Annotated in this window: 10 protein-coding genes; 4 read left to right on the top strand and 6 right to left on the bottom strand. The window is 37.4% G+C overall.

What is annotated here, in order from left to right:
• Positions 1-183: 183 nt before the first annotated feature.
• Positions 184-852 (bottom strand): toxin-antitoxin system YwqK family antitoxin, encoded by a 669-nt coding sequence (locus tag FW778_RS00145; protein ID WP_150412558.1) that lies wholly within the window; start codon positions 850-852, stop codon positions 184-186.
• Positions 853-989: 137 nt separating this feature from the next.
• Between FW778_RS00145 and FW778_RS00140 the strand changes: the two genes are divergently transcribed.
• Entirely contained in the window at positions 990-3404 is a 2415-nt protein-coding gene (locus FW778_RS00140) for a VPS10 domain-containing protein (protein WP_202552007.1), read from the top strand.
• A 146-nt stretch (positions 3405-3550) separates the two neighbouring features.
• On the opposite strand, the gene FW778_RS00135 is transcribed toward FW778_RS00140, so the two are convergent.
• The 5 genes from FW778_RS00135 to FW778_RS00115 form a co-directional block, all read right to left on the bottom strand.
• Complete coding sequence (locus FW778_RS00135) at positions 3551-4792, bottom strand: DEAD/DEAH box helicase (RefSeq protein WP_150412556.1); 1242 nt, start codon at positions 4790-4792, stop codon at positions 3551-3553.
• Between the two features lie 242 nt (positions 4793-5034).
• Entirely contained in the window at positions 5035-6822 is a 1788-nt protein-coding gene (gene argS, locus FW778_RS00130; protein WP_150412555.1) for an arginine--tRNA ligase, read from the bottom strand.
• 291 nt (positions 6823-7113) lie between these two features.
• Positions 7114-7485, bottom strand: a complete 372-nt coding sequence (locus FW778_RS00125) for a response regulator (RefSeq protein ID WP_150412554.1) — start codon at positions 7483-7485, stop codon at positions 7114-7116.
• 96 nt (positions 7486-7581) lie between these two features.
• Positions 7582-8217 (bottom strand): response regulator, encoded by a 636-nt coding sequence (locus tag FW778_RS00120; RefSeq protein WP_150412553.1) that lies wholly within the window; start codon positions 8215-8217, stop codon positions 7582-7584.
• A gap of 26 nt (positions 8218-8243) precedes the next feature.
• Complete coding sequence (locus FW778_RS00115; protein ID WP_150412552.1) at positions 8244-12938, bottom strand: PAS domain S-box protein; 4695 nt, start codon at positions 12936-12938, stop codon at positions 8244-8246.
• A gap of 349 nt (positions 12939-13287) precedes the next feature.
• On the opposite strand from FW778_RS00115, the gene FW778_RS00110 reads away from it, so the two are divergent.
• The 3 genes from FW778_RS00110 to FW778_RS00100 all read left to right on the top strand — a co-directional run bounded on the left by FW778_RS00110 (position 13288) and on the right by FW778_RS00100 (position 16105).
• Positions 13288-14913, top strand: a complete 1626-nt coding sequence (locus FW778_RS00110; protein WP_150412551.1) for an ABC-F family ATP-binding cassette domain-containing protein — start codon at positions 13288-13290, stop codon at positions 14911-14913.
• Positions 14914-15049: 136 nt separating this feature from the next.
• Positions 15050-15511, top strand: coding sequence for a hypothetical protein (locus tag FW778_RS00105; RefSeq protein ID WP_150412550.1), 462 nt, complete (start codon positions 15050-15052; stop codon positions 15509-15511).
• 78 nt (positions 15512-15589) lie between these two features.
• Positions 15590-16105 carry a GtrA family protein gene (locus tag FW778_RS00100; protein ID WP_150412549.1) on the top strand — a complete coding sequence of 172 codons (516 nt, stop codon included), beginning with the start codon at positions 15590-15592 and terminating at the stop codon, positions 16103-16105.
• Positions 16106-16126 lie beyond the last annotated feature (21 nt).

The following is a 16126-nucleotide window of genomic DNA, read 5'->3' as shown; positions in this document are numbered from 1 at the left end:
AACCTGTTAAGACTCCCACTTTATTTTACACTATTGTTTTGAAAAACCTGATTTAATGAGGGCAGCTTATTTTTTAATATGCTGCCCTTATTCTTTTATGGGAGATGTAAAATTTAAAATTGGAAATGTAAGCCGTAATTTTTTGCTGTAAATGGAAACGTCCATCACTCGCTTGAAAAGTTTCTAATTTCCTGTTTGGCCATCTCTCACTCTTACTTTCTTTTTGCCACTATTCTTTTTTTCATATTCGAGCACTTCGGCAGGTTTCGCTACTTTTTTTGGTTCTTCAGTAACTAATTCTGTTTTGGGTTGTTGGAGCAAATGTCCGCGATCGTATTTTTCTACTTTTATAATTCTCCCGGTAGATGGATCGTAATAAGACCAGTCTCCATTTTTAACACTATACTGCTCGGCCCTGACGATTTTATAGCTAATAATTTCGTTGCTGCCTGTTCCATACACGGGTATTGTATCATAAGGTTGATCGGGATTATAAGCTCTCCAGTTTTCTTCTCTTATTAACTCGCCTAACGGTGTATAATACTGGCAGAGCCCATCTTTTCCGCCGTACTTATAATTCTCAACTGCTATCAGATCGCTTTGTAAAGTGTACTTTCTCCACACACCTTCTTTTTTGCCATTTACAAAAATTCCTTCTTCTTCATAGCCGGGTTCTCCGCGTAAAGCATCTACATGTACTACCCATTTGCCTTGTTTTAATCCATTATTATCTATCGCATTTAATGTGTCTCCATGTACAGATATTTTATAAGTTTTATATTGCGCCCCGGCCGTATAGCAAAACAGTACGCCAATAAATAACAATATAAATTTATGAGCTTTTAAAATCATACTATTCAATAATTTAAATGATGTTTTTCAATTTCAAAATTACCAAATTAAGATGTGCTTATAAGTATGCAGGCTTTTTGTTTGTCTCAATTTTAACCTTTTTAAATACTTATTCACAGGTTGAGCCAACAAAGGCTATGGATAGATTGAACGGTTTATCTCAAAGAAAATTATTGCGAAGCCAATCTTTATTGAAGAATATAAAGTTTAGAAATATTGGCCCGTCGGTAATGAGTGGGCGGGTTGTAGATGTAGACGTGAACCCAAATGATCCAACAGAATTTTACGTGGCTTATGCAACTGGTGGCTTATGGCATACAACAAATAACGGCCAAAGCTTCGTGCCGGTTTTTGATCATGAAGCTGTTATTGGCATTGGCGATATTGCTGTTAACTGGCACGATGGTGAAATTTGGGTGGGAACAGGCGAAGCCAACAGCAGCAGGTCCTCCTATTCGGGAATAGGAGTTTATAAAAGTATTGATACCGGAAGAACATGGCAATACCTTGGCTTACCTGAAAGCCAGCATATTGGAAAAATAATTTTAGATCCTCTGGATAAAAATATTGCATGGGTTGCAGTTATTGGACATTTGTATTCCGCCAATAAAGAAAGAGGTGTTTATAAAACAACGGATGGAGGCAGAACCTGGAAACAAACTCTATATGTAGACGACAATACGGGGGCAATTGATATGGATATCAATCCAAAAAATCCGGATGAATTATTTGCGTGTATGTGGTACCGTGAGAGACGGGCCTGGAATTTTGTAGAGAGTGGAAACACGTCTGCTATCTATAAAAGCGTTGATGGGGGAGATACCTGGAAAAAAATTACGGGAAACAATACCGGCTTTCCGCAAGATGATGGAACGGGCCGGATAGGAATTGCTATGTATGCAGCTAACCCGCAAATAATTTATGCTACCCTTGACAACCAAAATCACAGGCCAGATACAGCAACAAAAAAAAGAGATACCTCGAAATACGTGCTCAGTGATTTCAAAAATATCACTAAAGAAAAATTTTTATCGCTCAATGATAAAAAACTGGACACCTTTTTTATTGAAAATGATTTTGATAAAAAATATAATGATTCAACTGTAAAAGAAATGGTTCGCACCGGTAAAATAAAACCTACAACCATATACGATTATTTAAATGATGCAAACACTGAAATGTTTAACACGCCTGTAATAGGATGCGAAGTTTACAGGAGTGATGACAGCGGGCTTAGCTGGAAAAAAGTAAACGCAAATGGGCTCGACTTGTACAACACATATGGATATTATTTCGGTAAAATCTCGGTTTCGCCTGTTAATGAAAATAAAATAATTATTAATGGATTCAATTTAATGGAAAGTAATGATGGAGGCAGATCGTTTACGGCCGTAGATAAATTTAACACACATCCTGATTGGCACGGAACCTGGATAAACCCCCTGCGGGATAGCAACTGGGTTGCGGGTAATGATGGCGGCTGTAATATTACCTATGATAACGGGAAACATTGGTTTAAAGCTAATACGCCTTCTGTGGCACAATTTTATGCAATTGCGGTTGATAATGCCAAACCATATAATGTGTATGGCGGCATACAGGACAATGGCGTATGGTATGGTTCGTCAAAATTGAATGATAAAGAAGTGCGAGAGGATGATGAAGAATCTGAACCTGATAATGAATGGAAAAACCTGGGTGGTGGAGATGGCATGCAGGTGCAGGTTGATACGAGAGATAATAAAACTGTTTATTTTGGTTCTCAATTTGGAGAATACGAACGGAAAGCAATTGGCGGCCATATTAGCAAACGCATTCATCCGCTACCAGATATTGAGGCTGAAAAACTTCGTTATAACTGGCAAACTCCTATTTTATTGAGCAGCTTTAACCAGGACATTTTATACATGGGTTCTGATATTTTTTACCGGAGCATGAATAAAGGAGATAAAATAGCTCCTTTAAGTAAAGACCTTTCGAAAGGAACAAAAACTGGCGACGTGCCCTACGGGACGATTGTCACCATTAACGAATCTCCATTAAAGTTTGGGCTTATTTATATTGGAACAGATGATGGAAACATCCAGGTTACTAAAGATGGCGGCTATACCTGGACGTTAGTAAGCAGTAAATTGCCCAAGAACTTATATGTAAGTCGTGTTGTCGCATCAGCATTTAAAGAGGGAAGAGTATATGCAACCCTTAATGGCTATAGGGATGATAATTTTACACCCTGGTTGTATGTAAGTGAAGATTATGGGCAAACATGGAGTCGATTGGGAAACAACCTTCCTTCAGGGCCATTGAATGTTATAAGAGAGGATCCAAAATTTGAAAATATCTTATACGTTGGCAGCGACAATGGATTATATGCATCGTTCGATAAAGGAAAAACTTTTATGGCCTTTGGAAATGATCTTCCTCCAGTTCCGGTACACGATATTGCGGTACAAAAAGCTGCTAATGATATTGTGATTGGTACGCATGGAAGAAGCATTTATATCGCATCGCTGAATGAAGTGCAAAAAATCTATAAAGATGCTGTAAAATAGAAAATGATTTACTGACTTTATAAATTTTGAATACTGTTCTGTTAACAAAAAACGCTCTATATTTCTATAAAGCGTTTTTTGTTATATTCAACAGCTATCTTTTTGTTCAATGCAAGAATTTTCGAAAAGTATTTTTATTGAAACTCCTACCTTCCCTGGGACCAACTCCTTGTTCTTCTAAAACCTTGGTGAGAAACAGGTTTTCGCGATAAGGGATTTTGTTGAATGACCGGTGTTTGAACAAACTGCATGTTACTTGCATAAGGATGGTCAATAATCACCGGGATTTCCAGTTTTATTAATTTATGAATATCACGCAAAAATTCCCTTTCTTCCATATCACAAAAAGATAATGCTGTGCCTGAAGCGCCGGCTCTACCGGTACGGCCTATACGATGAACATATGTTTCAGGAATATTAGGAAGATCAAAATTAATGACATGGCTTAAATCGTCTACATCAATTCCGCGGGCTGCAATATCAGTAGCTACCAGCACGCGAATTTTTCCATCTTTAAAATTGTTTAAAGCATTCTGCCTCGCTGATTGTGTCTTATTTCCATGAATTGCCCCGGAACTTATTCTTGCACGATGTAGTTCTTTTGCGATTTTATCAGCACCGTGTTTGGTTCTTGTAAATACCAGTGCGCTTTGAATTTTATTATCTTTTAAAAGATGAATCAACAACTGGCGCTTATCGTTTTTTTCAACCAAATAAACTGATTGGTCAATTTTTTCTACCGTTGAAGAAACAGGAGTTACTTCAACCCTTACAGGATTAGTTAAAATTGAAGAAGAAAGCTTAGATATTTCCGGCGGCATAGTTGCTGAAAAAAACAACGTTTGTCTTTTTACAGGCAGTCTGGCTATGATTTTTTTAACGTCATTAATAAAACCCATATCCAGCATTCGGTCTGCTTCGTCAAGCACAAACATTTTTATATACTGAAGGCTAATAAAACGCTGCGAAATTAAATCAAGCAGCCTGCCGGGTGTTGCAATCAATACATCAATGCCTTGTCTCAATTGATTGGTTTGATGAAATTGCGAAACGCCACCAAAAATAACAGCATGCCTAATGCCCGTATGTTTTCCGTAAGCGGCAAAACTTTCATCTATTTGGATTGCAAGCTCACGGGTTGGTGTAAGTATGAGCGCTTTGATGTTGTTATTTTCTACTTCGTGATTTCTTTGCAAAAACAAGTTTTGCAGAATAGGTATAGCAAATGCGGCTGTTTTTCCTGTGCCTGTTTGGGCACATCCCAATAAGTCTTTGCCTTTTAATACATCGGGTATTGCTTGTTCCTGGATTGGGGTGGGGCTCGTGTAGCCCTCTGATTCGAGCGCCTTTAATATGGGCTCAATTAAATGCAATTCTTTAAAATTCAAATTTTAATATTTTAATGTAAATGATAACTTCCCTTAACCTAAATTGATTCATGAAAGTCTGATAACGCATATGCTCAAAACCTATGACTTGATGAGCTTTTACCTTGAGGAAGATTATCCAGTCTGCTAAGTAGAGTATATAATTAGATGCAAATATACATCTAATTAAGCTATAAACGTAGTTTTTGGGAAGTTGTTGTGTTAGTGAGGTTATCCAGCATCCTGTACCCGGCATCCTCCGCTCACATTCTCTCCGGAACTTTAATCCCGAGTAATTGCAAAGCGCTTTTTATAACGATTGCTGTCATTACGGAAATACGTAAACGAAGATTTTTCTTTTCTTCACTTTCCGCATTGGCAACTGAATGCTCTACATAAAATGAATTAAATGTTTTAGCTAAATGGAAAGCATAATTAGCTATTAAAGAAGGATTCAATTCATCTGCTGCCTGTTCCAAAACGTTAGAATATTTTTCCAGAAAAATTATTAATTGTCTTTCCAGCAGAAAGAGCTTTTCATTATTAATTTTCAATTCTTCATTGACAATTGGTTCCCCAATCTTCCTTATTATAGACTGAATTCTTGCATAGGTATATTGAATAAACGGGCCGGTAAAGCCATGAAAATCGATACTTTCCTCAGGATTAAAAATCATTCTTTTCTTTGGATCAACACGCAATAAATAAAATTTCATAGCGCCCATGCCAAGCGTTTCGTATAAGTGATTTAGCTCATCTTCGGTGAAGTCTTTTACTTTACCCAATTCTTCCGTATGAAGTTTTGAAGTTGCAATCATTTCATCTATAAGATCATCTGCGTCTACCACTGTTCCTTCACGGCTTTTCATTTTGCCGGTTGTAAGTTCTACCATTCCATAACTCAAATGCAGAATATTGTTTGCGAAAGGCATTCCTAACTTTCTGCAAATTTCCTTCAACACTTTCATATGATAGATCTGCTCATCACCAATCACATAAATGCTTTCATCAAGTTTATATTCTTCAAATTTTTGTTTTACCAAACCAATATCCTGCGTTATATAAACAGAAGTGCCATCGCCTCTCAATAAAAGTTTTTCGTCAAGCCCTACATCTGATAGATCGATCCATACACTGCCATCTTCTTTTTTATAAAATGACCCATCTTCCAAACCCTTTTGTACAAATTCTTTCCCAAGAATATAGGTCTGGCTTTCATAAAATGTCTGGTCAAAATCGCTGCCAATTCTTTTATAGGTTTCATCAAAACCCTTATAAACCCAGCCATTCATTTTGTTCCAAAGGTCGATGACGTCCGGCTTTCCCTGCTCCCAATCCAGCAGCATCTGTTGCGTTTTCTTCATGATTGGTGCTTCTTTTTCTGCTGCTTTTTCGTCTAAACCTCTATCCGTTAGTTCCTTTACTTCCCTCTTGTATTCATTATTAAATTTTACGTAATAATCTCCAACAAAATGATCCCCCTTTTCATGAACTGTTTCCGGTGTAGCGCCATTGGCAAATTCCTGCCAGGCAATCATGCTCTTACAAATATGAATACCGCGGTCGTTAACAATGCTGGATTTATAAACTTCGTTTCCATTCGCCTTTAGAATTTCTGCAACGCTCCATCCCAAAAAATTATTTCTTAAATGCCCAAGGTGTAAAGGTTTATTGGTATTAGGTGAAGAGTATTCCACCATAACTTTTTTGTGATTCAATGGTTTTCTACCAAAAGATGTATCGTGGTAGTTCTTTGTGAGGAAAAGCTGAAGCGCCTGTTCAGAAATGTTCAGATTTAAAAAGGCTTTTATAACGTTATAGTCCGAAAAAAAATCGGGATTATTTTTTATAAGATTTTCTCCCAGGTTTTTTGCCAGAACCTCCGGAGCTGATTTTAGTTTTTTTACGAGTGCAAAAAGAACAATTGAATAATCGCCTTCAAACTCAGGTTTGGTTTCATTTATTTGAAAATCTTTTTCAGAAAATTCCTGCCCGTACAACTCCTTCAAACTTTTAACTACTGCAGCCTGTATTAAATGTGTAAACGCCATAATATAAAAATGATTGGCAAAATTAGTCTTCTTTTTCTTTTTGGCAGGACCATAATAAAGCGAAGACAAGACCACAATAAACAGGCGAGTCTGAAAGAGTGTTTTGGGAAACAAATCCTTTCCGGCAATTACCCTAATCAGGGAAAGGATAATTGCCGGTAAAAAGGATTTTAGAGTAAGCGCAAAAAGTTAAGTTCTTCTAATGGTCATAAATCGGTAAGTACTTTTTGTGCTTTTTATTGGATGGTTTCAATTGACAGGTTCTTCGATATTTGGTTTTAAAGCGGTTATTTATTTCCAGGCGCGAATCTCTTCAATAGCTCCCGGAATTTTTTCAAATTCATTATATCTGTCAAAAAAATAATCTGCACCGGCTAATTTACATTGCTCCTCTGTCCTTTCATCGACGGCGTCTGATAATACGATTACTGACATTCCTGGATTTTCCTTTTTAATTTTTTTTAAGAACTCAATCGATTCGTTTACTGGCAACGTTAAATCAAGCAATACAATATCCGGTAAATTATTCTTTATATTTTTTGATGCAGCCGAAAAACTGGCTGAAAGTTCTATGTCTTCAATATTAAGAGATTCCGAAACCAGTTCTTTCAATCTTTGAATTACGGCAGTTGAAGTGTCTATTATCAATAGCCTCTTTTTCATTTTTCTGATAGTAAAGTAAATGTAAATAGATGGACGGCAGAATAGAAGTTGAAGCCATAATCGTGTAGAATTAGTTCTACTTAAACTTCCGTTTTGTTACGAAATATCAGAGAGGATGTGATTGGCAATAGCATACCGCGTAAGTTCTGAATTGGTATTCAAGCCAAGTTTTTCCATTATCCTGTGGCGGTGGGTGCTTACTGTTGTTAAAGCAAGAAAAAGCTCATCTGCAATTTGGGTGGTTGTTTTACCAGCTGCCAACAATTTAAAAATTTCAAATTCCCTGTTGGAAAGTTCTTCATGAGATGGCTTATTAATTTCAGATTGTAGCAAAAGTTTTTCTGCAATTTCGGGGGTTATGTATTTTCTGCCAGTGAGAATGCGTTGCACAGCGGTTATGAGTTCTTCCGGCGCTGCATTTTTATTCATATAACCGGATGCCCCTGCTTTGAGAACCCGAACTGCATATAAGTCTTCGGTATAAATACTTAGAATCAATACCGGGAGATCGGGCTTAATTAATTTAATTTGTTGCAAGGCCTCAAGTCCGCTTCTGCCGGGCATGTCGAGGTCTGATATAACTATATCCCAATCGTGTAAAGTCACCTCACGCACGAGGGATTCACCGTCGCCTACTTGTGTTATTTCAGCTAAAGGATATTCATCCTTTAAAATCTGAATAAGTCCCAACCGCACAAAACTATGGTCATCAGCAAGAATTACTCGTTTCATTTCTGGTTGTTTTTCCTGGTTATATATCAGGGCATGTAAGGTAACCTGATAGAAATTTTTGTACCCTTTCCCCGAGCCGAAGTCAACTCAAATTCTCCATCAAGAGAGCGTACTCTTTCTCTCATTCCTAAAATTCCAAACGTTTTCCTGCCTTGCACTGAACTGGCGTCAAATCCTATCCCATTGTCTTGTATATCCATAATTATTTCTTTATTTATAACGTTTAATGAAATTAAAACATTTTTGGCGTGTGCATAGCGCATAATGTTCGTAAGAGATTCCTGGAATATCCTGAAAATACAGGTGGCAATGTCTTCGTGAAATTTTAAATCCTTTTCAGAATTGGTTATTACTACCGGTATATTGGTGGTGGCAGTAAATTGTTTAGCGTGCCATTCCATCGCTTCGGATAAGCCATTGTTATCTAGAATTCCAGGCCTGAGCTCGCTTAAGATCTTTCTTACAGATTGATTGCTACCGTCTAATAATGCAATTATATTTTTGAGTTTGATGTTAATAGCTTCCTTTTTATCCGTAGTATTTTTATGTATCCAGGAAACATCCATTTTTATTGCGGTAAGTTGCTGTCCGAGTTCATCATGTATTTCGCGTCCTATTCTATTACGTTCTTCTTCTCTTATATTTTGAAGGTGATTCGTTAAAAGCCTGAGTTGATCGTTGTAGATTTTAATTTGTAGCTCTGCATTTTTATTGTCGGTTATGTCCAGAATTGTCCCAAACATACGCATAGGTTTACCTGCTTCATCTCTATACAATTCGCCCCGGGCATTGACCCATTTTATAGAACCATCAGGGCAAACGATTCGATGATCAATATTATAATCCTTCACGCTTTGTAATGCTAATTCAACATTTGCATGTACTGACATTACATCCTCCGGGTGCACTATTTTGTCAATAAACGCAGCATAATCCAAATGCTCTTCTGATATACCATATATTTCATTGGCCTGTTGCGAAAGGTTCATTTCATTGGTCACCAGGTTCCAATCGATAAATCCAAAATGAGCAATTTCGGCACCTTTAAGTACTTTTTGCGTCAGTTCTTTTTCGTTTTCTTCGGCAACTTTACGGTCGGTAATATCACGGGTTACTCCAAGTAAAGAAATAATTTCTCCGGCCGCATTTTTTAAAGGCACTGCATGGGTTTCCAACCACCTGTGCGTGCCTTTCAATCCGGTTATTTCAAATTCCATTTTACCCTGGCTTCCTTTAAAAACATTTTCTATTAGTTCAGCAAAAGTGGCTATATAGGGCTTGTTGATTATATTAGTCATTTTCTTCCCTTTAACCATTTCGAGATTATCGGCCTCAATCATGGCAAGCCCTGCAGGATTCATGTCCAATAAATTACCTTTTTCATCCAGCAATTTCACGCATTCCGGTTCATTTTGCAAAATAGTTTTTAATCGGTTTTCACTCTCGGCCAGTTCGCTCTCCACAATTTTCTTTTCAGTAATATCTTCAGCATAACCGTACTCCAGTTTGTTACCGCCACTATCCACCACTATCTTTATTTTTGCGGCTATCCACCTTATATTACCATCCGGCCTTATAATTCTATAGGTGATATTTATTGTAGGCGTTTTGCAAATGGTTTGGTAGGTATCAAGTACCTGTTCCTTATCATCAGGGTGCACTGCATCGATAAAGTCATCTGGGTTACTGTAAATATCTTCACATTTTCTTCCCCAGATTGTTTCATACGACGGGCTGATATAAAGTGTTTCATGGGTGTCAAGGTTATTCACCCAATAAACGCCTGAAATATTTTCTACAAGATTTTGAAATTGTTTATTTGATTTAATGATTTCTTCCTCAGCCAATTTTTGCATTGCTTCTTTTTCAAAAACCTCCAATGCAAAAGATATATTCCGTGTGGCTCCTTCCAGTAATGCTATTTCTTCTTCATCGAAAAAGTTTTTCGCATCAGCATATAACGTAAACACGCCAATTACTTTCCCAAATTTCTTTATAGGGAGCCCGATATTGGAATGATAATTTCTTTTGAGTGCGGCGCTTTTCCAAAGCGCCATTTTAGGGTCCGTTTCTATATCATTACAGGTTACGGTTTTTCCTTTAGCTATTGACGTTCCTGAAGGCCCCTGTCCTTCCGGTCGCGAATGATCAGCTTTAACTGTAATTTCAGAAAGGTAGCCGCGTTCCATCCCATCATAAACGAAAGGTTCCAGGTCAAGGGTTTTTTCATTAATAATACCCACCCAGGCCATTCTAAACTTACCAATGTTTACTGCGATTTTGCAGGCTTCTTTAAATAATGTCTTTTCATTCCCGGCATAAACAATCATCTGGTTAAACTGGCTTAGAAAATAGTATAGCCTGTTGCTTTTTACAATCTTTTGTTCCGTAACTTTTTGTTGAGTAATATCTTTGAAATAAACAGAAAGCCCCTCGGGAGAAGGATAAAGATTGTTTTCAAACCATTTATCAAACGTCGGAAAATATTCGGACAAGGTAATTTGTCGCTGTTCTTTCATCGCCCTGGTGTAAGCAAGGTGAAAAGGCTTTCCGATAGATTGAGGAAATTCTTTCCAGATATTTTTACCAACGAGGTATTCCGGATCCCTGCCTAATAATTCCCCGGCTTTTTTGTTTACATAGATATAATTCCAATTAGTATCAAGCGCCACAAACGCATCTGAAACACGCTCTACCAGTATACGAAATTTTTCTTCCCGTTCTTTTAATTCAATCTCATTAGTATAACGCTCGAGTGCAATTCTTACCATGTTGGTGGCACGGTCTATCAGTTTCAGTTCCTCCTTACCGGGATTGCGTGCCTCCCGGCTGTATATAGCAAAGGTTGCCAAAACTTTATTGCCTTTGTCAAATATCGGGCTCGACCAACATGATTTCAATCCATGTTGAAGGGCCAAATGGCGGTAGTTTGCCCAAAGGGGATCGCTGGCGATATTCGGTACAATTATTCGTTGTTTTTTAAATGCCGCTGTTCCGCAGGAACCTGCTTCGGCTCCGATGAATGTGCCATCAATGCTATTATTATAGTTTGGCGGCAAACTCGGGCCAGCACCGTGTAGTAATTGTGAACCTTCTTTATTAATTAGTAAAATGGAGCAAATAGTATTTTCACAAATCGATTCATAATTCAAAGCAATGGTATGCAGAATTTCTTTTAGCGGCTTACCTATTGCTATCATTTCCATTACTTCCTTTTCTCCTTCAAGAAGATCCTTGTTTTTTTTTCGCTCTTTTATATTTCTAACAAAGCTCAGGTAATAACCGTTTGGTAGCAAAGTGGCGTTGATCTCAACCAGAACTGTGTTACCATTTTTTCTTTTTAAAAGGCGTTCTGTAATTACAGATTCTCCTTCTTTCAGTGCTTTATATTTTACATCCAAATTTTCCGGCCTAACCAGAGGCAAATCTGTCATTTTCATATGCAGCAATTCCTCCCTGGAATAGCCTGTAATCTTACAGAATTGGCCATTTATTTCCGTAAAACGGTAATTTTGATCCGCAATGGTAATGCCATCCGTTGCCTGTTCTACTAGAGTTCGAAACTTTTCCTCGTTTCGGGCCAAGGCTTCCTCGGCCATTTTACGCTCAGAAAGATCAATACCAACGCCCGCAATACATTGCTGGCCCTCATATTCAATTTTCTGACCCGTAAAAAAGAAAAATGTCTTCTTACCAGACTTTGATAAAATATTTGCTTCTACGGTGTCTTCGCCCATTTCAAAAACCCTTGCCAGCGTTCTTTCCATTTTTGGTTTTTCATTTGTATCAATCAGGCTCAATGGTTGCATATTGTTTATTTCTTCTCCGGTATACTCAGTTACCTTCTCAAAATTTTTATTCCATCTTAGAAATTTTCCGTCCTCACTAAACATGTAGAATATGCCCGGCAAACTGTTGATGATAGATTCAGAAACTGCTTTTTCTTTTATAATCTTTTGGGCAAACTTCTTTTGCAGGGTTATATCTCTTACAATGGTAAGCACTTCACTTTCACTAATGGCTGCATAGCGTGCCTCAAATTCGTGGATACCATCAGGATAAACCATTTGATATTCATGTATAGGTAAGGTGCCTCCCTGTAACACTGTTGCAATATTTTGTAAAGTGTCTGCCGCCAGTTGGGCCGGTAATATTTCTGTACATTTTTTCCCGAGGAAATGTTCTGGACGTGTATAAGCTTCTATATCCCTGGAAGGTTGAAAATCTGTAAATACGCCATGGCGGTCCATCACAAAAATCAGGTCCGGTATAGCATTTAAAAATGAGGTATTTCGCGACAGGCTTTTTTGCAGCAATTCGCTTTCTTTTACCTTCGGTGAAATGTACTTTTCCTGCTGCAATGCACTTTCGATGGCGCCGGGAAGAAATGAGAGGTCTTTTTTCAAAAGGTAATCGTCTGCCCCGAACTTTATTATTTTAGCAGCGAATATTTCACTTACGCTATCGGTTACCAAAATAAAGGGAACATTATATTTTTTTTCATTTTTTAATTCCAAAGCTTGTATGGCATCAAAATGTTTTACACAGTGGTTTGCGAGAATTACATCCGGGTGGAAATTATCCAACGCCGCTATAAAAGTAGCTTTACTATCCACCGCCTTTACTTCAAAATTAATTTTCGCTTGCTGTAAGACGCTACGAGTGCGTGTTACATCTGCTTCGTTATTTTCCAGTACCAGTATCTTTAAATATGGCGGCATATGAAAATTAGGTTTATAATAAATGTAAGGCCTTCCTGGTGTTTTTTATTAAAATTCCGCAAATTTATTTTGCTATGAATTTGCGTTGCCGTGAATTAAAAAATTAATGCAGATCTTATGGGTGACTTGGTATCACCCAGGGTTTATTAGTTGCAGGAATTAATCGTCCAATTGTTCTCTTGCACACAAGTATTTACTGGCAACAAGTAATCTTACTTTAATTTGAAAAGCTTTTTAAGATAATCCTTCCAAGTGTTGGCTAACGCCTAAATGAGTAACATCTCTTCATTATAATCTTTTTCCAAAAAATTAAATTCTTACTTTTGCGCCTTCAAAAAAAGGGAGCAGCATGATAAGTGTAAATAATGTAACACTGGCGTATGGCAAAAGGGTTTTGTTTGATGAAGTAAATCTCAATTTTACTAAGGGAAATTGCTATGGTATAATTGGGGCTAATGGCGCTGGTAAATCAACTTTAATAAAAATAATAAGTGGGGAAATTGAACCCAATAAAGGTTCGATAAGTATAACACCGGGCGAACGGATGGCCGTGCTAAGACAAGACCAGTTTGAGTTTGATGATGTTACTGTTTTGAATACGGTATTGATGGGTCATAAGAAAATGTGGAATGTAATGCAGGAAAAAGATGCCATCTACATGAAAGAGGATTTTAATGAAGAAGATGGAATGAAAGCGGGGCATTTGGAAGCTGAGTTTGGTGAAATGGGAGGTTATACTGCAGAAAGCGACGCGGCAACTTTATTAAATGAATTGGGAGTGCCTGATGATTTGCACCAGATGTTAATGAAAGATATTGGTGCAAATATTAAGGTAAGGGTTTTACTGGCCCAGGCGCTTTTTGGAAATCCTGATATTTTATTGCTGGATGAACCTACCAATAACCTGGATGTTGCAACTATTTCATGGCTTGAAAACTTCCTGGCCGATTATGAAAATATTGTTCTCGTGGTAAGTCACGATCGTCACTTCTTAGATGCCGTGTGTACGCATGTTGCAGATGTTGACAAACAAAAGATAAAGATATACACGGGTAACTACACTTTTTGGTACGAGAGTAGCCAGTTGGCAGCAAGGCAGGCAACTGATAAGAATAAAAAGATGGAAGAGAAGAAAAAAGACCTTCTCGAATTTATTGCACGGTTTAGTGCCAATGCATCAAAAAGCAAGCAGGCAACTTCTCGGAAGAAAGCACTGGATAAATTAGTATTTGAAGATATTACACCCAGTAACCGTAAATATCCGGGTATTATTTTTAAACCTGAAAGAGATCCGGGTAACCAGATTTTGAATGTACAAAAGCTTACTAAAAGTGTTGATGGCAGAATGCTTTTCAGCAATTTGAATTTTGACGTAGTGAAAGGACAGAAAATTGCTTTCTTAAGCAAAGACCCTGTTGCGTTGACTTCTTTTTTTGAAATCATTAATAGCAGGATGAAACCTGATAGTGGAAAGTTTGAATGGGGAACAACCATTACCAGCGCATACCTTCCAAATGATAACAGTGAATTTTTTACAGGTGATCTTACTTTATTGGATTGGCTTCGTCAATACGTTCCTGCCCATTATACCGATGTAGATGAAGATTTTTTAAGGGGATTTTTAGGGAAGATGCTTTTTAGTGGTGATGAAATAAAAAAGAAAACCAATGTGCTAAGCGGCGGTGAAAAAGTAAGATGTATGATCAGCAGGATGATGCTGCAAAATCCCAATGTGGTGATTCTTGATGAGCCAACGAACCATCTTGATTTGGAAAGCATCACTGCGTTTAATGATGGAATGATTAATTTTCCTGGAATAGTTTTGTTTACAACACATGACCACCAGTTTATGGAAACAGTTGCCAACCGAATTATTGAAATTACCCCTAAAGGCACTATCGACAGGTTGTGCACTTATGATGAATACCTCGGGGATGACCGTATAAAAACTTTACAACAAGAATTATACAATTGATAAGTAATCGCAAGCCACTTCAGTTTTATAAAAGTTAAAATCAATTCAGTGGAACAGAATTTGTAATACCAATCGCATATTTAAATACTTTTGTCGCATATTAAAATCAAAATCAACAGCATCTTAAATCAACAGTATGAAAAAAACAACCCTATTTTTTGCCATTATTTTTATGGCTGCAGCAAGCGTAAGTGCGCAAACATATTCAACTGCAGTTGGAGCTAAATTTTATGCCGGCGACGGAACTTACGGTGGTCTTAATATAAGACACTCTACATCCGAACACACTGCTCTCGAAGGATCATTACTTTTTGCGAGTGGCTCTATAGGGCTTGAGGGCTTGTATCAATACCAGGCACCTATTGCCGGAGCAGAGGGGTTGCAATATTTTGTTGGCGGTGGTGGATTACTCGCTTTTGGTACAGGCAGGGGAGATAACAGTACTGCATTTGCTCTTCGGCTTACCGGCGGAGTGGATTACAAATTTGCAGATGCCCCAATTGATGTAAGCCTTGGCTTCGATCCGTTCTTTTATCTAACACCTTCTACAAGTTCTAATCTTGCTTTAGGAATTGGATTACGATACGTTATTAAATAATTATCACAATTGATAAAATAAAATTCCCGGTCAGTAATTGATTGGGAATTTTGTTTTAATCATTTACTGAGTCTTTTAATGAGAAAAAAAATCATTTCCTTTATTGATTTCTTTTATCCTCCCTTTAAGAGGATTATGCCATTGCAAACTTTCCGCTATGCGGCTTGTGGTGGTGCCAATACATTATTAGGCCTCGTCCTTTATTATATCGGTTTTCATTATATATTCGACAAAGAAAATTTTGATGCCCGTGTTATTGTATTTAAGCCGCATAATGCTTCACTCTTTTTATCCGGATGTTTTTCTTTTATTTTTGGTTTTTTATTAAATAAATTTTTAGTTTTTGCTGATTCTTATTTAAAAGGTCGAATCCAGTTATTCCGTTATTTTCTATCTTTTATACTTAGCCTCATCATCAATTATTTCGTATTAAATATTCTCGTTGTTTACTTTCATGTGGAGGCTTTTCTTTCCCAATTAATTGCAACTTTTATTGTAATAGTTGTTAGTTATATTACTCAAAAGAACTTCACGTTTAGAGTAAATAATCAAGTTCTGCCGGATCAGAAAATTCCAAGCCAGGAACTTATATAATTCCCTGCCATTTTTGCACAT

Origin of the sequence: Ginsengibacter hankyongi (assembly GCF_008710285.1) — a bacterium.
GTDB lineage: Bacteria > Bacteroidota > Bacteroidia > Chitinophagales > Chitinophagaceae > Ginsengibacter > Ginsengibacter hankyongi.
Note: the sequence above shows the minus strand (reverse complement) of the source record. Positions and strands in the feature narration are given on the sequence as shown.

Coding starts and splice junctions, on each gene's coding strand:
- FW778_RS00145 (WP_150412558.1), bottom strand. CDS start 852: ATGATTTTAAAAGCTCATAAATTTATATTGTTATTTATTGGCGTACTG.
- FW778_RS00140 (WP_202552007.1), top strand. CDS start 990: ATGGATAGATTGAACGGTTTATCTCAAAGAAAATTATTGCGAAGCCAA.
- argS (WP_150412555.1), bottom strand. CDS start 6,822: ATGGCGTTTACACATTTAATACAGGCTGCAGTAGTTAAAAGTTTGAAG.
- FW778_RS00125 (WP_150412554.1), bottom strand. CDS start 7,485: ATGAAAAAGAGGCTATTGATAATAGACACTTCAACTGCCGTAATTCAA.
- FW778_RS00120 (WP_150412553.1), bottom strand. CDS start 8,217: ATGAAACGAGTAATTCTTGCTGATGACCATAGTTTTGTGCGGTTGGGA.
- FW778_RS00115 (WP_150412552.1), bottom strand. CDS start 12,938: ATGCCGCCATATTTAAAGATACTGGTACTGGAAAATAACGAAGCAGAT.
- FW778_RS00110 (WP_150412551.1), top strand. CDS start 13,288: ATGATAAGTGTAAATAATGTAACACTGGCGTATGGCAAAAGGGTTTTG.
- FW778_RS00105 (WP_150412550.1), top strand. CDS start 15,050: ATGAAAAAAACAACCCTATTTTTTGCCATTATTTTTATGGCTGCAGCA.
- FW778_RS00100 (WP_150412549.1), top strand. CDS start 15,590: ATGAGAAAAAAAATCATTTCCTTTATTGATTTCTTTTATCCTCCCTTT.